General features: G+C 40.3%; 11 protein-coding genes and 4 tRNA genes. 11 read left to right on the top strand and 4 right to left on the bottom strand.

Annotated elements, in window-relative coordinates:
• The first annotated feature begins 124 nt into the window (after nt 1-124).
• Nucleotides 125-622, top strand: a complete 498-nt coding sequence (locus tag OQE68_RS20195) for a YchJ family protein (RefSeq protein ID WP_180569207.1) — start codon at nt 125-127, stop codon at nt 620-622.
• A 100-nt stretch (nt 623-722) separates the two neighbouring features.
• Here the strand turns inward: OQE68_RS20195 and OQE68_RS20190 are convergent, their stop codons facing one another.
• Complete coding sequence (locus OQE68_RS20190; protein ID WP_180569206.1) at nt 723-1,739, bottom strand: glyceraldehyde 3-phosphate dehydrogenase NAD-binding domain-containing protein; 1,017 nt, start codon at nt 1,737-1,739, stop codon at nt 723-725.
• A gap of 471 nt (nt 1,740-2,210) precedes the next feature.
• Between OQE68_RS20190 and OQE68_RS20185 the strand changes: the two genes are divergently transcribed.
• The 4 genes from OQE68_RS20185 (at nt 2,211) to OQE68_RS20170 (ending at nt 7,419) form a co-directional block, all read left to right on the top strand.
• The gene (locus OQE68_RS20185) at nt 2,211-3,191 is read left to right on the top strand and encodes a TAXI family TRAP transporter solute-binding subunit (protein ID WP_180569205.1); all 981 of its coding nucleotides are present in this window, start codon (nt 2,211-2,213) and stop codon (nt 3,189-3,191) included.
• Between the two features lie 256 nt (nt 3,192-3,447).
• Nucleotides 3,448-6,126, top strand: coding sequence for a TRAP transporter permease (locus tag OQE68_RS20180; RefSeq protein WP_180569204.1), 2,679 nt, complete (start codon nt 3,448-3,450; stop codon nt 6,124-6,126).
• Between the two features lie 175 nt (nt 6,127-6,301).
• Nucleotides 6,302-6,727: a universal stress protein gene (locus OQE68_RS20175; RefSeq protein ID WP_180569203.1), complete on the top strand. Its 426-nt coding sequence runs from the start codon at nt 6,302-6,304 to the stop codon at nt 6,725-6,727.
• A gap of 314 nt (nt 6,728-7,041) precedes the next feature.
• Nucleotides 7,042-7,419 carry a DUF3461 family protein gene (locus OQE68_RS20170; RefSeq protein WP_180569202.1) on the top strand — a complete coding sequence of 126 codons (378 nt, stop codon included), beginning with the start codon at nt 7,042-7,044 and terminating at the stop codon, nt 7,417-7,419.
• A 67-nt stretch (nt 7,420-7,486) separates the two neighbouring features.
• On the opposite strand, the gene dinB is transcribed toward OQE68_RS20170, so the two are convergent.
• The gene (gene dinB, locus OQE68_RS20165) at nt 7,487-8,590 is read right to left on the bottom strand and encodes a DNA polymerase IV (RefSeq protein ID WP_266195784.1); all 1,104 of its coding nucleotides are present in this window, start codon (nt 8,588-8,590) and stop codon (nt 7,487-7,489) included.
• 237 nt (nt 8,591-8,827) lie between these two features.
• On the opposite strand from dinB, the gene OQE68_RS20160 reads away from it, so the two are divergent.
• Nucleotides 8,828-9,502: a response regulator transcription factor gene (locus OQE68_RS20160; RefSeq protein ID WP_180569200.1), complete on the top strand. Its 675-nt coding sequence runs from the start codon at nt 8,828-8,830 to the stop codon at nt 9,500-9,502.
• Nucleotides 9,503-9,525: 23 nt separating this feature from the next.
• Here OQE68_RS20160 and OQE68_RS20155 read toward each other — a convergent pair whose 3' ends face one another.
• Nucleotides 9,526-13,071, bottom strand: coding sequence for a hybrid sensor histidine kinase/response regulator (locus tag OQE68_RS20155; RefSeq protein ID WP_180569199.1), 3,546 nt, complete (start codon nt 13,069-13,071; stop codon nt 9,526-9,528).
• A gap of 186 nt (nt 13,072-13,257) precedes the next feature.
• Here OQE68_RS20155 and OQE68_RS20150 point away from each other — a divergent pair, with 186 nt between their 5' ends.
• Nucleotides 13,258-13,845, top strand: coding sequence for an endonuclease dU (locus tag OQE68_RS20150; protein WP_180569198.1), 588 nt, complete (start codon nt 13,258-13,260; stop codon nt 13,843-13,845).
• A gap of 27 nt (nt 13,846-13,872) precedes the next feature.
• On the opposite strand, the gene OQE68_RS20145 is transcribed toward OQE68_RS20150, so the two are convergent.
• Nucleotides 13,873-16,749: a response regulator gene (locus OQE68_RS20145; protein WP_180569197.1), complete on the bottom strand. Its 2,877-nt coding sequence runs from the start codon at nt 16,747-16,749 to the stop codon at nt 13,873-13,875.
• Between the two features lie 404 nt (nt 16,750-17,153).
• Here OQE68_RS20145 and OQE68_RS20140 point away from each other — a divergent pair.
• The 4 genes from OQE68_RS20140 (at nt 17,154) to OQE68_RS20125 (ending at nt 17,790) form a co-directional block, all read left to right on the top strand.
• Nucleotides 17,154-17,230: transfer RNA gene (locus tag OQE68_RS20140), tRNA-Met, on the top strand.
• A 274-nt stretch (nt 17,231-17,504) separates the two neighbouring features.
• Nucleotides 17,505-17,581, top strand: a tRNA-Met gene (locus OQE68_RS20135).
• Nucleotides 17,582-17,608: 27 nt separating this feature from the next.
• Nucleotides 17,609-17,685 (top strand) — tRNA-Met (locus OQE68_RS20130).
• Nucleotides 17,686-17,713: 28 nt separating this feature from the next.
• Nucleotides 17,714-17,790, top strand: a tRNA-Met gene (locus tag OQE68_RS20125).
• Nucleotides 17,791-18,616 lie beyond the last annotated feature (826 nt).

The raw sequence follows: 18,616 nt of genomic DNA, 5'->3' as shown, positions 1-18,616 counted from the left end.
TATCTGGTGAAATATTCGAGCTAGAGCGGTTCGAATCTAGCACCTCGCCTAATAAATCACAATAAAAAATTCACTAAAATTCATGTTATTATTGTCAAACATTATTTAAAAGATGAGCGAGCAAATGAATAACCCTGCATCATGCCCTTGTGGAAGCAATCAAGACTTTATCAATTGTTGCCAACCACTAATTGAAGGTAGTCAATCTGCTGCAACAGCTGAACAGCTAATGCGCTCTCGTTATTCAGCCTATGCGGTAAATGCATTGGATTATTTAATTGCTACTACCCACCCCCAACAACAAGCAGGCTTAAAGAAAGAAGCAATAACATCCTGGGCCGATCAGTGTCATTGGGTAAAGCTGGAAGTGAATAAAGTGTGGGCAGGCCAAGCATCAGATGAGGTAGGAGAAGTTACTTTTAGTGCTTATTACCAATTGACCAGTAACCCTAAAACTCAAGTATTATCTGAAAACTCTCGTTTTGTAAAAATTGATCAGCGCTGGTATTACATTGACCCAACCGCACCATTTAAAGTACAAACAAAAATTAATCGTAATGCGCCATGCCCTTGTGGTAGCGGCAAAAAATACAAAAAATGTTGTTTACAACAAAACACCTAAAGGGCACCTCTAATAATTGTTTATTGATTTTTGTTAGCTCTATTTGGAACTGCAGAAATATTCAAACTCTCTCGGATATTTCTGCACTATCAAAGATCCCTTAAGTAACAGCTGGATGGTTTGTTGTCGCTACTCCTACTTTTCGAACTAATTCCATTAACCGGTGTGCATACATCCATTGCTCATCAGCCCATAGGGTTAAGCTAACCATCTCACTGCCAACCACTTGTGTAGCGGCGGCTTCCAGGCTTACTGAATAAGGCTGTTGCCATAGGTCATTTACCCATAAAGGCTCATTATTAACAGACAACAGTTGTCGGTAGCGCCCTTTTGCCGCTTTTTCCAACAAGCTATTCACTTCTGCGACTGTCGTTTTACACTCAACCAAAAAAGTACCATGTACTTGGGATAACTTTGCACTTGGCAAAAAATGCGCACTTGCAGCAAGCTGATGTTTAAAGCCAGGAAAAACTGATAAGAGTTCATCTGCTAACCAGGTAGGCTGACTGTAAACCGAGGCTTCTTCATAACTCAGACGCTGCTTAAAGTGTTGGGGGGATAAGTGATGACTTGCCGTATTATTTCCTGGCTGATAGTAAAAAGACGCATATTTTATTCCCAGCCCGTTAAGTAATACATTAAACACCGGTGCAACCATATGACAACTAGCTGACAAGGCCGAAATCAGTGAGTGATCATGAGGGGAGTATAAATGGTCATTAACCCCCATCACTAAAGCCAATACCTGTTCAACTGGGCGAGTTAATATTGCTTTGGGCAACAGCATTTTCAAGGCATGCAAGCTAACTTCTTCAGGCCAGGGCTCAGCAACCAGTACAATATCGACACCCAGCTTTCGCCAAGGAATTTCAGATATTTTAGCGAACTGAGTGCAAGCAACAGAGGTGTTATCAATCCTGATCGCTTTTTCTTCAGCCACTATCGACTTTTGCCAACAGCCACGGGTACTGTCCTGTTTTAGCATCCAAGCAACCTGCTCTGGTGTAACCGAGGCATCATTGACTAAAACAAATTCGACTTCCGGCCACTCCCAGGCAGCTCTAATTGCCAGTCGGCTTAGGCCATTAAACCCATATATCCCAACCTTCACCGCCATGGTTTATGTTTTTCACCCCACACTTTTCCACTCCACATTTTTCAACCCCGATTTTTGTCCACAATTAAACCACCCCACTCACCCATTGTGGTGCGGTATCTTAAGCAAGTTTCTGTTAAAAAGAAAACGATTGAATTATATTCAAAAAGGTCAGTACTACTAGCCTGTTCAATTAATCAGCAAAAAAAATACTTGGCCGCTAATTAGGCCTAACTACCTTGATTTTAAGTATTTTTCATCATGTGATAGCAATTAAAATCATTTATGTAGGTAAAAATACTTATAGTTATACGGGGTATTTGGTAATTAAATTGTTCCTTTTTTGTCAAACAGGCTGCAATTGACAAGGATTTGACTATAGTTAAAGCCGTATTTGTATAGTCATTGCACTACTGTTTTAACAAAAAAACAACCAGTATACCTGTTTGTTTAAAGGTATACCTACATAAAAGTAAAAGAGACGAGGTAAACATGTCCGTATTGAAAAAACTTTCCTATGGTTTAGTGGGTGTTAGCTTAAGTGTAGTGGGCATATCAGCAAGCCATGCTGCTGAACAACAATTTATTACCATCGGTACTGGTGGTGTTACTGGCGTGTATTACCCTACTGGTGGTGCTATTTGTCGTTTAGTTAACAAGGGCCGCAAAGAGCATGGTATTCGTTGCTCTGTAGAAAGTACTGGTGGATCAATCTACAACCTTAATACGATGCGTGCTGGCGAGCTGGATTTAGGCGTTGTCCAGTCTGACTGGCAGTATCACGCTTACAACGGTAGCAGCCAATTTAAAGATCAAGGTGCATACAAAGATTTACGCGCTGTTTTCTCTTTACATGTAGAAGCTTTTACAGTAGTTGCACGAAAAGACGCTAACATTAAGAACTTTGCTGACTTAAAAGGCAAACGCATTAATATTGGCAACCCAGGCTCTGGTCAACGGGCCAACATGGAAGTGTTAATGAAGCAGTACGGGTGGAACAAGAAAGCTTTCTCTTTAGTGTCTGAATTAAAGTCAGCTGAACAAGCAAAAGCCTTATGTGACAACAAAATAGATGCATTCGTGTTTGTCGCTGGTCATCCTAGTGGATCAATCAAAGAAGCAACCACCACCTGTGACACCACAATTGTTCCCGTTCAAGGTAAAGAAATCGACAAGTTAGTTGCTGATAACAGCTATTATGCTAAAACAGTGATTCCTGGCGGTTTATATGCAGGCAACGACAAAGATATTCCTACATTTGGTGTCGCGGCTACGCTAGTTAGCTCAACAAAAACCAAACCAGAAGTAGTATACAACTTAGTTAAAGCTGTATTTAGTAACTTCACTGACTTTACCTCTCTACACCAGGCTTTCTCCCACCTGAATAAAGAAAGCATGGTCACTGATGGACTTTCCGCACCACTGCACGAAGGTGCTAAAAAGTACTTTAAAGAAGCCGGCTTAATTAAATAATTTCGGCTTTTATGAGTTAGCCTGAAAGCATCATTTAGATGCCACCAACCTGGGTATGTTATGAAGTACATTAGTCCACAGTATTTAATGTTATTTCTTAAGATACCCAGGACTAAAATATAGCGGCTAAATATGAAAATTTTATTATCTTTATATAAAGCAGCTGTTAGTTTACGTGGCATCTCCCTGTGCTGCTGTCAATGGCTCAGCAGCCCTACCAGCTTGTTCTCTTTCGTATCTAAAGGCAAATACTGATATGACCTCGAAAGACCAGGATCTTCCTCTAGACCAAAACCTAGAGCAAATGATCGCCGAAGCTGATAGTGGAGCCAGAGCACCAAGAGGAATTCCTGCTTATGTGCTGTTACTGGTCCCTATCTGTTGGTCGCTATTCCAGTTATGGATTGCTTCCCCGTTACCCAGCGGCATTAACACGTTTATATACAACAATATCACTCAAGACTTCAGTTTTGGCTTATTCAACAGCACCGAGTCACGAGCTATCCACTTAGGTTTTGCGCTATTTTTGGCCTTTACCGCTTACCCCGCATTTAAACGATCACCGCGTTACTACATCCCTATTCAGGATTGGTTTTTTGCCCTTGTTGGGGTCGCATGTACGCTTTACTTGGTAGTATTCAAAGATGACCTAGCCAATCGTGCAGGTGCACCAACAACAGCTGACCTAGTGACAGCTGGTATTGGTATGCTGCTGTTACTGGAAGCAACCCGGCGAGCACTTGGGCCACCCTTAATGATTGTGGCGGGTGTATTTTTGGTTTACACCTTTGCTGGCCCCTACATGCCAGATGTTATTGCCTATAAAGGTGCCAGCTTACAAAAAGCCCTTTCCCATTTTTGGATTACATCAGAAGGTGTGTTTGGCGTCGCCTTAGGCGTTGCTACCGATTTCGTATTCTTATTTGTTCTTTTTGGTGCATTGCTTGATCGAGCAGGTGCAGGCAGCTACTTTATTCAAGTCGCCTTTTCACTGTTGGGACACTTAAAAGGTGGGCCTGCCAAAGCAGCTGTTGTTTCTTCTGGATTAAGTGGCATTGTCTCCGGCTCTTCTATTGCCAATGTGGTAACAACGGGTACTTTCACTATTCCCCTGATGAAAAGAGTTGGCTTCCCCGCCAGCAAAGCAGGTGCAATTGAAGTAGCAGCGTCTACCAATGGTCAGCTTACACCACCAGTTATGGGGGCTGCAGCCTTTTTGATGGTGGAATACGTAGGTATTGATTATATAGAAGTCATCAAACATGCCATTTTGCCTGCACTGATCTCTTACATTGCGCTGTTTTACATTGTGCACTTGGAAGCACTAAAATCCGGCATGGAAGGATTACCAAGGCCTTACAAACCAACTTTAGTACAGTCACTGCTTACCTTTATAGGCACAATTCTTGGCCTATGTGCATTAAGCCTGATTGTTTACTATGGCATTGGCTGGTCTAAATCATTACTGGGCGATGCTGCCATTTGGGTAATAGGTGCGATCACATTTATTGCTTATGTTGCACTGGTAGCTTATTCCACTAAATACCCGGCCCCTCATTTAGAAAATCCAGACCAGGATGTCATTGAAATGCCACCTGTTGGCCCTACTGTTAAAAGTGGCCTGTACTTTCTATTACCCATCGTGATTTTGGTTTGGTGTTTAACTGTTGAGCGTTTATCTGCCTCTTTATCTGCTTTTTGGGCAACTGTCTTTATGATTTTTATAGTGGTTACCCATCGGCCATTGAAGGTATTTTTTGCTCACAAGCGTGAAGCAAGCGCTGCAACGACCACAGCCACTGTAAGTGATTACGCTAAAGAACTTCGGGAGAAAACCAAACTCGGCTTTAGTGATTTAATGCTTGGCTTTGCAACTGGCGCACGCAACATGATCGGAATTGGTGTGGCAACGGCGGCAGCCGGTATTATCGTAGGCGTTGTAACCTTAACCGGTATTGGTCAAAAGCTAACTGAGGTGATTGGGTTACTCTCTCAAGGTAGCATTTTATTAGTACTGATCTTTACCGCCATTATCAGCCTAATTTTAGGTATGGGCTTGCCCACAACCGCTAACTACATTGTAGTTTCAAGCTTAATGGCGCCTGTCATTGTCTCCTTAGGCGCTGAAAACGGCTTAATTGTGCCACTGATTGCTGTGCATTTATTTGTGTTCTATTTTGGGATATTAGCTGATGATACACCTCCTGTAGGGCTTGCGGCTTATGCAGCAGCAGCGATTGCTCAAAGCGATCCGATCAAGACCGGTATTCAAGGCTTTATCTATGATATTCGCACAGCTATCCTGCCCTTTATGTTTATTTTTAACACACAATTGTTGTTAATAGACATTGGCGGCCCATTGGATCTGACACTAGTGATACTTAGCGCACTAGGGGCTATGTTAGTTTTCTCTGCCGCTACCCAAGGGTTTTGGTTTGTAAAAAACCGCTGGTATGAAACCGTTGGTTTATTGCTGGTAGCCTTTACTTTGTTCCGTCCAGGCTTCTGGTGGGACTACCTCTACGAGCCAACTAACTTCATCCCTGCCAAAGAAATCTACCAAATGGCAGAGCAAGTAGGTGAAGGGAAAGACCTTCGACTGAGAGTAGGTGGTGAAACCATTGATGGTCAGCATAAAGAAAAAACCGTTCTCTTACGCTTACCAAAAGGTGATAGTGGTGAAGCAATGATTCGCGCCGGTGGTTTAGAGCTACTCATTGACGACGTAAAAGGAACTGTTACAGTTGATTCAGTTGATCTTAGCTCTGCTATTGGCAGACAAGGGGTCGACTTCGACTGGCAAATTATACGCATTGAGCAAGAAAATACTGACCGCCCCAATAAGCAGTGGATGTTTATTCCTGCATTATTATTGCTCGGCGGTATTTTCTTAATGCAACGCCGCCGAAAACAGAACCAATCAACAACTGCTTAAGCATTTTTCAGAGCAGTAAAACATGGCCAAACTTTATTGCTAGAGAGCAATAAAGTTTGGCTTTTAAATGACACATGTCATTGCAGAAGTTTTTCTACTTTGACAACCTCTCTACCTACGTTAGTGAGGCCTACTTAAGCCCGACTAACACTGAGGTAGTTATTCAAGGTGTCCTATGTATAAAAATATCTTACTTCCTGTCGACTTAAATGAAACTGCGCTAGCTCAAAAAGCAATCGATACCGCCATTTTCCTTGCCCAGTCGAATAATGCCACTTTACATCTGTTCACTGTTATTCCTGGCTTTAATATGCCAATCGTATCAAACCACTTCCCGACGGAAGTGATGCGAGAAGCATTAGCGGACTTACAAACTCGACTAAACGAATATGCAAAACAGCAACTACCTGAAGGGATCAATTACGAAGTAGATGTAGCTGAAGGTAAAGCTTATAAAAAAATTCTTAAAAAAATCAGCCAAAGCGATATCGACCTGGTAGTCATTGCCACCCATAACAGCAAGCTAAATCACTTTTTCCTTGGCTCGGTTACGGCTAAAGTAGTAGAACACTGCAACACAAGTGTACTCGTTATTAAGTAATTACTTGCTTTTCACCTTTATCTAATAGAAACTACTGCTCCTTCCGCAAAAAGATAGCAGTGGTTTCTTCACAGTAATTTCTTCACAATAGTTTCTTCATCAAACACTTATGACTGAGTCCTGGTTTATAAGTATATTCCTCGTTAGCATCGTCCCCTAATAACAACTCACTAGCTAAACTTACCTACGTTATAAGTACCCTTAGCATCAACGCCAAATAATTTTTCGTATTAGTCCGGAGTGACAAAAGACCGTTAGGCAGTACACTTATTAAAGGCAACTTTAATAATTTAGCAATTAGATCAGGTAGGACTATGTACGATCATTTAAAAAGCATGGGCATTATAGCTATCGAAAATATCGATCGCTATAGCCTTCGTTCAGAAGCAGAATACGATATACTTAAAATTTACTACAAAAAAGAAAAAGGCTCATTATTTGCCCGTAGTGAAAAGTTTAAGTACCCCCGCCAAAAGAAAACAGTATTAGTTGATAGCGGTACTCACAAATATAAAGATGTTACAGAAATTTCGCCTATTTTAAGGCATGTTGTTGATGAATTAGATCGAGTCACCAAACATGACAAAGAAATAATTGATCACAAGAAAAAAATTCTTCAAGATTTAAAACACCTAGAAAAGGTCGTTAGCAATAAAATCACCGAAATTGAAGAGCAGCTTAAACATCTTTAACTGCACATTTTGGTAATATTATTCAGATCTTTTTGCGCAAGACACCTGCTTAATTGTTAAGCGGGTGTCATTGTTTATCAGAAGTCCCTCCTGGAAACAACTCCAACTGCTCAACAGGGTTCCTCTCATACAAGTCCATTAAACCAACGCCAACGCCTAAGAGCCTTACTGGCTTTTTACCTCTTTGAAATGCACTAGAAAATAATCTCTTATAATCATCAACAGTAAGCACTTCTTGTATAGATTGAGGCTGACAAGCTTCTGCCAGTGTAGTTTGGGTAAAGTCATGAAACTTAATCTTTACTAATCGCTTACTGATGGCATACCCTTCCCCCAGCTTGGGAGCCAACCTTACTTCTAAGTCTGCTAGTAATGTCGGAATGTGTATTTGAATAGCTGACCAGTCGCCTAAATCATCTGGATAAGTGTGCTCTACACTAAGTGACTTACGCCTTCTAATAGACTGCACTTGTCGATGATCAATACCTTGCGCTAGCTCATATAAACGCTCACCAAATATTCCAAACTTATTAATCAGCGTATCCAACGAAAACTGTTGCAGATCTCCGCAAGTTGCAATCCCCATTGCCTTCAGCTTTGCTGCCGTCACTTTACCTACCCCATATATTTTGTTGACTGGCAGCTTGAGCACAAACTCAGCGACTTGGTTTGGTGCAATAACAAACAAGCCATTAGGCTTACGCCAATCACTGGCAATTTTGGCTAAAAATTTATTGGGAGCAACGCCTGCAGAGATTGTAATATGTTGTGTATCATAGACTCGCTGGCGAATTTCTTCTGCTATCAGTGTGGCACTGCCTTTACAATAGGTACTGTTGGACACATCTAAGAAGGCCTCATCTAACGAGAGAGGCTCGACTAAATCCGTATATTCATGAAAAATTGTCTGAATAGAACAAGATATTTCGCGATAATACGACATTCGTGGGTTTATAATAATCAGCTCAGGGCACAGTTTTTTCGCATAAGCAGAAGCAATAGCTGAACGCACACCGTATTGGCGTGCTTCATAATTACAAGTTGCTATTACCCCCCGTTTTTCAGGTGCCCCACCGACAGCAACAGGCTTTCCTGTTAGTCGCGGATTATCTCTCACCTCAATAGCGGCAAAAAAACAATCACAATCTAAATGAATAATTTTCCGTTGCACTACACTTGTTACCAACTAAATTAGGTTTACGATAAACTGTTGCAAAATTAAACCGATTCCCACTACTATCTATTTTCTAAAATAAAACGCATAATGCCTTTAAAAGGGCATCCTGAGAATTGTTAAAGGTGCCCCATAGTCTATAAGTAGTAACCTTTGTTTATTTAAGCTTACCATAGCAAAACTCACTACCCATGGACTAACTGGCGATAGGACACGATATTAGAGGTAAGAAGGATGATAACTCCTTATACAATTGCCATTGCAGATGACCATCCTTTATTCAGGTCTGCGTTAAAACAAGCCTTAAGCCAAGGTTTTCCAGAGGCAACATTATTAGAAGCAGACTCTATGCTAAGCCTGCAGACATTAGTGCGCCAATGTCAGAATTTAGATTTAATTTTATTAGACTTGATGATGCCTGGTGCCGACGGTTTGTCAGGACTTATTTATTTGCGTAGCCACCATCCTGCTATACCCGTTGCTGTTGTCTCAGCATCTGAGGATCAAAGTGTTATCCAACAGGTGATGAATCAAGGCGCCGCGGGGTTTATTCCCAAGTCAGCCCCCTTACCCCTGATTAATAAGGCCCTGACTTGTATTTTTAATGGCGAAATATGGCTTCCTGAACAATATGCCAACCAAACAACTAGCACTAGCCCCGAAATTCATAACGTAACGGATAAGTTAGCCTCCCTCACTCCTCAGCAATATCGAGTATTAATAATGATGACCGAGGGTTTATTGAACAAACAAATCGCATTTGATCTAGGCGTTTCTGAAGCTACCATTAAAGCCCATGCTACCGCTATCTTTAAAAAGCTCAATGTTCGTAATCGCACCCAAGCAGTCATTTTAATGAAGCAACTAGCAGTAAAACTACCTGAACTTAATACAGCAAATGCCTCCTAACGGGGCATTTTAATCTACTGAATTTAATCTATGATTAGTGCTGCTTCTGCTTCCATTATCTGTTTGGCCATTAAAGCACGGAGTGCAGCTGGCTTAACCGGTTTAGCTAAATAACCTATACCTTTACTTTTTGTTCGCTGTACTACCCCTTCATCATTATCAGCCGTAATCAAAATAGCTGGGATAGTTTGTTGATAGTGCTCCCACAGTTTATCCACTACTTTCAGTCCATTAGTGGAGTCTGCCAAGTGGTAATCGACTAAAATCAAGTCAGGTGCAAAATCAGGCTCACTTTCCAACTCTTCTTGTAATAATGGCCAGTTAGGCGCTGCAACTGTCTTCAAACCCCATTTTTCTAATAGCCCCATCATGCCTTCTAAAATTAATAAGTCATTATCAACACAAATGACTTGCTTACCTGCTAAAGTATTAACCCAGTTATTAGTAGAAGTGCTTTGAGACGGCAAAGTCACAACACTTTGCGCTTGTATTGGCACTTCAACTGTAAATACAGTGCCTTTATTAACCCATGAATCTACGGATAAATTATGCTCAAGCACAGTTGCAATGCGTTTGGCAATCGCTAAGCCTAACCCTAAACCTTCTGCTTGTTCATGCTGATGATGATTCAGTTGTTTAAATTCTTCGAATATAATATCCCGCTGATGATCAGGAATACCCACCCCATTATCCCATACTTGCAAACTGAGAATTGCACCCTGCCGCCTCGCACCCAGTAGCACTCGACCACGAGAGTAACGAAAAGCATTGGTTAAATAATTCTGCAATACCCGTCGTAATAGTCGTTTATCACTGTAAATGCAACTATGGCAAACAACAACGGTAAAACTTATCTGTTTTTCTTGCGCCATTGCAGAAAACTCAATGGTTAACTCCTGAAATAGCTCAGCCAAACTAAACACATTTTTGTTGGCTGTTGTAACCCCCGCATCCAGTTTCGAAATATCTAGCAAGTCATATAAAATACCTTCTGCACTTTTTAAGGCGCTATCCAAATGATTTGCTGTTTGTTCATATTCTGTGTCTTTTAACTGTTGGGTTAGCATAGCGGCAAACAGGCGAGCCGCATTTAGGGGCTGCATTAAGTCATGACTGGCTGCTGCTAAAAACCGTGTTTTACTATGATTAGCTTGCTCTGCTTCTGCTTTAGCCTGCATTAGTGCAAGATTAAGTGTGGATAACTCCTCAGTGCGCTGTTGTACCCTTATTTCCAAAGACTCATTGGTTTCCTTTAATACCTGTTCTGCGCGTCGGAAAGGCGTAATATCTGTATAAGTAGAAACAAACCCTCCGCCAAATAATGGATTGATTTGCACCTCTATTACCGTGCCATTATCCCAGCACAATTCAATTCGATGAGGGAGTCCCTTTTTAAAGTAATTGATTCGGTTGGTCAGATAGTCTTCTACTACCACAGGACCGCACAACCCTCTAGCAGCATTATAACGAATTACCTCTGCAACTGATTTACCCACATGAATAAAGCTTTCTGGGTAGTCAAAAATTTCCAAGTAACGACTGTTCCAAACCACTAAACACAAGTCTTTATCAAGCACAGTAATACCTTGACTGATATTTTCTATAGCTACATGCAACATTTCCCGGCTAAAGTGAATAGCTGCAGATGCTTCATCTACAATCATGGCTACATCAGATAAATAAATATGTTGTCGCTTAGTGGCCAAATCGAGAATTAAACGTGCAGTGGCAGAGCCAATGTAGCTGGCTAGCAATCGCTCAGTATGAGCAACTAGCTCTAAAGAGGCTGGCTGGCTTAAGTTTAATTTTTCGTGATTAATGGCTTCAAAAAACTGAAAGCTGGCATTCGCTTTTTCCTCTCCAACAAACCGTACAGCTAATGCCAATAAATCATTAGAGCTGACTTTACTGGTTTGCATTTTTGGAGGTAGCCACTTGGTTGTATTTTGTTCTAGCAAACAAAGTGGCGAGTGTATGCGCTCACTAACAACGGATTCAAAAAACCATGAGCCCAGTAAAAAGCCCAGCAAGTTCACTGCTAAACTCACCAAAATGCCATGATTTAATGGATCTAAAGAGGAATAAAATAAAAACTGGTTAGGATCCAACCAAGTATGCTGCACCCAGTCAAGCCACCAACGAGCTTCTGCGGCGCCCCCCCACCCCAAAAATAAGGGTAAAATTAAGGTATAAAACCAGGTCAATGCTCCCAATGACAAACCAATAATGACACCCTTTTTATTGGCTTTATGCCAATAAATGATACCAATCAATGCTGGAGCCAACTGGCCTATCCCAGCGAGAGAAATTAACCCAATTGATGCTAAAGTTTCTACTTTGCCCAGTGAAATTTGAAATATAAAAGCCAGCAATAAGATAAGTACTATTGCCACACGCCGGGTATTAAGCAATAAACGGTTCATTGCCAGAGGCTGATGATGGTTATTCACTCGGTTACGTGATACTTGATTTCGCAGCAACAAAGGGTTAATCAGATCGTTACTTATCATGGTACTTAACGCAATGGTTGCCATAATAACCATACTGATGGCTGCAGAAGATCCCCCAATAAAGCCTACCAATGATAGCTGCTCATAACCTAATGCCATTGGTAAGCTAATTAGAAATGTATCGGGTGATACTTGACCATCAAAGTACATAGCTCCCGTTAACGCTAACGGAATAATAAACAGCGGAAATAAACATAAATATAATGGAAACAACCAACGCGCTCGACGTAAATCCTGATCAGAAGTATGCTCAACCACCATGACATGAAACTGCCTTGGCAAACAAATGATAGCCACCATCGCTAATAAAATATGGCTAGTAAAAGTGACAGGATTGGTCGTTTGTTGAAATAAGTCAGATGTCACCTGGTGAGTTTTAGCCAGCTGCCATACTTCACTCACCCCTCCATAAATAGAATAGGTAATCACCCCACCCACTAATAAAAAAGCAACCAACTTTAAAATAGACTCAAAAGCAATCGCCACCATCATTCCTGGGTGATGTTCAGTCACATCCAGCTGCCGAGTACCAAATAAAATTGTAAAAATCGCCAGCATAATGGTAATAATTAAAGCCGTTTGGGTGCCTGCTAGATTTTCTGCAGAGGCATGCGCAGTCCCTTCCGTTAAAATTGTATACCCCATTACTATCGATTTTAGTTGCATAGCAATATAAGGCAGAATACTTATCACCGCGAGCAATGTGACCATGACAGCCAGCGACCGGGATTTGCCATATCGCAAAGCAATAAAGTCTGCAATGGTTGTAATGTTTTCGGTTTTGGAAACAGCAATAATTTTTGCGAGTAGTGAATAGCCTAAACCAAAGACTAGAATTGGCCCTAAGTATAATGGTAAAAAAGACCATAAACTCTCTGCTGCTTGTCCCACTGCGCCATAAAAGCTCCAGGAACTACAGTACACAGCTAATGACAAGCTATACACCAACCAACGATTTTTTGGCCAGTGCTTAAACTTACTGTCCCCTAAGTAGGCAATAAAGAATATAAACGACACATATAAAATCGTTATGGTAGCGAGCGACCATCCAGAAATCATTTTCTTAACTATCAGGTTTAAACATGGCCAGTATACATAACACAGCTACCTGATAAATCCCAGTAGGTAATAGTCTAACGGCTGTTGATGTCTTATTTAGTGAAGACACTACTAGACTCCCATCTAAGTCTGCAGGCTGTTACACTGGTTACCTACATCCTATCAAATAGCAACCACTTACAATCAATGAAGACACTTGAACAACTCATCTCATTAAATAAACATATTCGCGTGATTGGGTTCGATGATGCTCCGTTTCAAAAGCATCAACAAGACCAGGTAAATATCAGTGGTATTATTTGCAACAATACTCGTTTCGAAGGTATGTTATGGCAAACCATTACACAAGATGGCTTTGATTCAACTGAGGTTTTAATTGATTGTATAAAAGCGAGTAAATTTTACTCACAAATCAATGTTGTCTTGCTAGATGGCATTGCCTTTGGTGGTTTTAATATTATCGACTTGCCTCGTTTAGCCTGTGACCTTGAACGCCCCTGTATTGCCGTAATGAGAAAACAACCAGACTTAGTGGCAATCAAACAAGCACTACAGAATCTGTCTAATTGGGAAGCACGCTGGCAGCTAATCCAAAACGCCGGGGTAATTCATTCCGTAGCGCCTTTTTACTTTCAAGTACAGGGAACAACACCAGATACAGCAGCACAAACGTTAGCAAAGTTAACAGATCAAGGGCATGTACCTGAAGCATTACGCATCGCCCACTTGATAGGCTCAGCAATAAAAACAGGTGAGAGCAGTCGTCGCGCTTAAGTTATAGCCATTGTTTTCAGCTATTGGCTAATGAACAATTTCCTGCTGACAGCAATATTGATTAATTGCCTCCACTGTTTTCCTACTAGTTTCAATCAAGGCTGTTAAAGTAGCTTCACTTGGAATCTGCCCATCTCTTAACTGATGCTCAATAATAGACGTGACCTGTTGTAATTGAATTGCAGAAAGGTTTGCAGCAACACCTTTCAATGAATGAGCATCATCCACTGCCTCAGTTAAAGCATTAGCGTGAATATTATCAACAATTTTTTCAGCCATTTGTGCATAATCAGCAGTAAACATTTTCAGCAGATTACAATACATGCTTTGATCACCTGCTAGTCGATTAATCGCATCTTCTATATCGACTAGAGGATATAACTCGCCTATTTTAATACTTGAGCTATTAGAATAGGTTTCATCTGTATGGCTGTTCTTACCATTATTTAGATCATAGCCACTATTTAGACTACAGTACTTGTCATGATGAAAGGTTAGCTGTGACGTTGTGAGAGAAACGGCCGTTAACTGCTTTTTCAATACCTCCAACAGTTGGTCTTTTTTTATCGGTTTGGCCAGATAATCATTCATACCCACAGCCAAACAGCGCTCTCTATCACCTTTCATTGCATTGGCAGTCATTGCAATAATGGGTAATGAGTTAGCAGAATACTCAAGCCGTATTTTCTGAGTCGCCTCATAGCCATCCATCACCGGCATTTGTACATCCATAAGTACTGCATCAAATGTCTGTTTTTTTAGTGCAGTAATAGCTTGTTGGCCATTGAAAGCAAAAGATAAAACTACCCCCGAATCACTTAAAAACTCTTTTACCAATAGCTGGTTTATTTTATTATCTTCAACTAATAATATTTTTACCCCTTGCAAGCTTTTCATTTGCTTGGCTTTTGGCTGGCTTAATTGAACTTTAGGAGATAAGCCAATCGCTTGAGTAACAGACTGCCAAAGCCCATAAGTCGTAAAGGGTTTAACCAAAAAATCCTTCGCTCCTACTTGTGCAGCCTGTTGTTGAACTTTTTCATTACCAAAGGCAGTTATAACAACTACTGGTAATTTCTGAAAAACTGGAATTAATCGCAGATGTTTAACTAGTTCAATGCCATTCATTTCAGGCATACACCAATCAATAATCAGTAAGTCACACATTGGCTGTTTAGCTAAATAAGTCAAGGCAGCGGCAGCAGAGTTAAATGTTATAATATCGGCTTCTGTTGACTTTAACATATGCTCTATAACACCAGTAACTAAAGGGTTATCATCAACAAGGACTATATGTTTATCTGATAATTGTGGCGCTAGTTCACTAATTTCTTTTGTAAGCTCCATTTCTAGTGGTAAATAAAAACTAAACGCACTACCTTTACCAGGTTCACTCGCTACTGTAATCGATCCCCCCATTAACTCAACTAATCTTTTGCAAATACTTAGTCCTAAACCCGTTCCTCCAAATTGGCGAGTAGTTGAGCTATCAGCTTGGGCAAACGCTTGAAATAACTTATGCTGCTTATCTAAAGGAATACCTACCCCTGTATCACTGACAGTAAATTGAAAATAAGTGCTATTTTCATTAATATATTTATTGCTTTGACTTCCTTTCTCAAGCACTGGCTGAGTATGTTTTTCAATTTTAATAACGACTTGCCCTTGATCAGTAAATTTAATCGCATTACTCACCAAATTAATGAGTACTTGATTTAGCCTTAGAGGATCTCCAATCAACTGATGAGACAAATTTGTTTTATCATCAATGATCATTTCAATTTGTTTTTGCTCACACCGGCGAGCGAACATATTACATAAAATATCAAGTTGTTTAGTTAAGTCAAAAGGAACTTGATCTATTTCTAACTTCCCTGCTTCAATCTTAGAGAAATCCAAAATATCATTAATAATAAGTAATAGTGACTCTGCAGAAACTTTGATTTTTCGGATAAAATCAACTTGCTTTTCGTTTAGCCTGGTCTGCAAAATTAATTCTGTAAACCCAAGAATGGCATTCATTGGCGTGCGTATTTCATGGCTCATATTGGCTAAAAAATGGCTTTTTGCTTGAGTAGCGGCTTCAGCCTGAAAACTTTTCTGAGCCAATTCACGATTTTTTCGCAAAATAATTAATAACACTAAAAACAATGTAACAACAATAAATGAACTGATTAATATAGTTTCTAAGAGTTGATAGCTCTGCAATTTTCTATCATGGTAATTAAGGATTTGATCTAACAGGCTCATCATTGGGTTATTTTTTAATTTAACCAACTGTGCTTCCTGTAGTTCTAAGTTTTCCAACAAAAAACCTGTATAAGAAGCCATTTGCCATAAACTACTAGCAAGCGTACGAAATATGGGCTCATCTGCAGAACGCGTTAAAAATTGAGTCACTTCCTGAGCTTGCTGTTTAGCTGCAGGCATTAAACGTAATTGATACAATAATAAACTACTGGAAAGCTGAACAATGTAGGGCGCTAATTGTTTATTACCCTTAAGTTGAGTACTTAACTGAGAGTATTGTAAAAAGGCTTGATCAATATCAAGCTTCAAATGATAAAAGCGTTTATATTGTTCCAAAAATTGGTAACTTGCCGTTAAAAATTGCTGGTGCTTAGTTTTATCATGCCATTTTTCTAAGTCATTGACTTGTAGTTGATATTGCTCAATAACCTGCTGTAACTCCAGCAACTGTCGACTTTGGCTATTAATGTTACGCTGCTGCTTAGGTGAAAGCTGAAGATCTTGAGCCATTAACAGGCTTATCTTGCGTTCAACCTGCATCAGCAAGTCAGCATGCAAGCTATCTTCATAGCCCAGCTGGTGCTTGAACCAATAACCAGCTCCTAATGCAATGAGTAAGCTGACCAGAAAGATGTATCCAATCTTATTATTCATAACCACTTGCTCTATCCATGAGCTCTTCTATCCTTGACCACTTTCCATTTTACACCCATCTCGAATGATTTTTAGGGTTTGTTGTCGTCACTAAGTACCCCCAATCATTTCTAAAAACATAAACTCATGGGAGTAAGTCTGCCACTGCAAGACTTACGACAACATCCTTAATTGATCTGGCTGGAACGCTTCACTCGACGGCCGCCTTTAGAAACCATTTGCTTTGCTATATACCAGTTGTGACGTGGAATGCTTAAAATAACAACATTCTATCTATATAACTCTATATAACTAGTATATCAGTACTAACCCTTCATCATTGTTTACTGTCTAAACAATATTTTTGTCACAGTAGCATTCGTTGACATTTAGCTGTAATGCCTCTAGTATAGCTGCCAAATTGATGCGGGGTGGAGCAGTCTGGTAGCTCGTCGGGCTCATAACCCGAAGGTCGTTGGTTCGAATCCAGCCCCCGCTACCATTTATATCTAAAGCTATTCTATAATGGATGGCTTTTTTGCTGTTTACAATCGATTAAAATTCCCTCTAATACTCTTAATATTCTTTAACTCCTTTTAAAAAGTTACCTTTAGTATCGCTGCTAAGACCATGCTAGATGCCTTAGATTTCTGCTGCAGTTAAATAACCCTCCATGCTGAGTATAAATGTCTATTGAGTAAAAAATTAATCATTTTTTCAAAAAAGATTGACATTATCATTAGCAATCAATATAGTTCGCACCCTCATAACGTTGGTGCGGGGTGGAGCAGTCTGGTAGCTCGTCGGGCTCATAACCCGAAGGTCGTTGGTTCGAATCCAGCCCCCGCTACCATTTTATTGCAAAGTTATGTTTTTCTGGTGCGGGGTGGAGCAGTCTGGTAGCTCGTCGGGCTCATAACCCGAAGGTCGTTGGTTCGAATCCAGCCCCCGCTACCAATTTATTGCAAAGTTATGTTTTTTCTGGTGCGGGGTGGAGCAGTCTGGTAGCTCGTCGGGCTCATAACCCGAAGGTCGTTGGTTCGAATCCAGCCCCCGCTACCAATTATTTTGTCTCTATAATCATCATTTCTGAACTCATTAGTTACTACCTTGCACTTGCCTGTATCTCCTTGCATTCATATTAATTTAACTATATCAAAGCTATTTTAATTATTGTGATTTGATAACCAAACCAATGAATACTTAGCTAAACTACCAGCAAGCTCTTCAGTCTAGTGGCGTGTATGTTTTTATTTGTTGCAAATTTAATGTGAAAAGAAGAAAACTATTGTCTATTAATTATATTCAACTGTTACTCATTACTGCCTATTGTTTCACCTCAGTACCACCTGCAAAAGAAGCTAATACATAGTGAAAATATTTTTCCTGTCCCGCAGCTATCAAATGCAATACATGATAACTACCAATAACTAAACGAACTCTCTATTGCTATTAATTCATAAACCGTAATTCATAAACCGTAATTCATAAACCGAAGTTTCACCATTCCAATTAAGCTACTAACTTAAGCATGATGCTAATGAAATTATTATTGTCGGTTTTAGGGAAACACCTAAACTCTCATTAAATTTTTCTTGCGCAACTTCATCTGCAAACAATCATCTAATACCTAAAAAAGTGAATGAGCCACCATTGATCACCGAGTAGCGCCGAACGGGTTTATCTGGTCGCTGTGCGACATAAATCCACAATAAGGACATAGCCATCATACAAAAGTGCAGATGATTAGTCACAGCATGCTCTTTGCTTGCCAGGCAAGATAAACTACCTTACTGGTAGTACAAGGTTTCCTTACACAAAAGCTTCATAGATTAACCAGTTATCAATATTTGCTTGACAATCTAGGGCCTGTTAACAGGCCTCAGTG

The sequence above is a fragment of the Spartinivicinus marinus genome (assembly GCF_026309355.1).
Classification (GTDB): domain Bacteria; phylum Pseudomonadota; class Gammaproteobacteria; order Pseudomonadales; family Zooshikellaceae; genus Spartinivicinus; species Spartinivicinus marinus.
Note: the sequence above shows the minus strand (reverse complement) of the source record. Positions and strands in the feature narration are given on the sequence as shown.

Bases quoted from the DNA above. Each gene is read 5' to 3' on its own strand.
- OQE68_RS20195 (WP_180569207.1), top strand. From the start codon at position 125: ATGAATAACCCTGCATCATGCCCTTGTGGAAGCAATCAAGACTTTATC.
- OQE68_RS20190 (WP_180569206.1), bottom strand. From the start codon at position 1,739: ATGGCGGTGAAGGTTGGGATATATGGGTTTAATGGCCTAAGCCGACTG.
- OQE68_RS20185 (WP_180569205.1), top strand. From the start codon at position 2,211: ATGTCCGTATTGAAAAAACTTTCCTATGGTTTAGTGGGTGTTAGCTTA.
- OQE68_RS20180 (WP_180569204.1), top strand. From the start codon at position 3,448: ATGACCTCGAAAGACCAGGATCTTCCTCTAGACCAAAACCTAGAGCAA.
- OQE68_RS20175 (WP_180569203.1), top strand. From the start codon at position 6,302: ATGTATAAAAATATCTTACTTCCTGTCGACTTAAATGAAACTGCGCTA.
- OQE68_RS20170 (WP_180569202.1), top strand. From the start codon at position 7,042: ATGTACGATCATTTAAAAAGCATGGGCATTATAGCTATCGAAAATATC.
- OQE68_RS20160 (WP_180569200.1), top strand. From the start codon at position 8,828: ATGATAACTCCTTATACAATTGCCATTGCAGATGACCATCCTTTATTC.
- OQE68_RS20155 (WP_180569199.1), bottom strand. From the start codon at position 13,071: ATGATTTCTGGATGGTCGCTCGCTACCATAACGATTTTATATGTGTCG.
- OQE68_RS20150 (WP_180569198.1), top strand. From the start codon at position 13,258: ATGAAGACACTTGAACAACTCATCTCATTAAATAAACATATTCGCGTG.
- OQE68_RS20145 (WP_180569197.1), bottom strand. From the start codon at position 16,749: ATGAATAATAAGATTGGATACATCTTTCTGGTCAGCTTACTCATTGCA.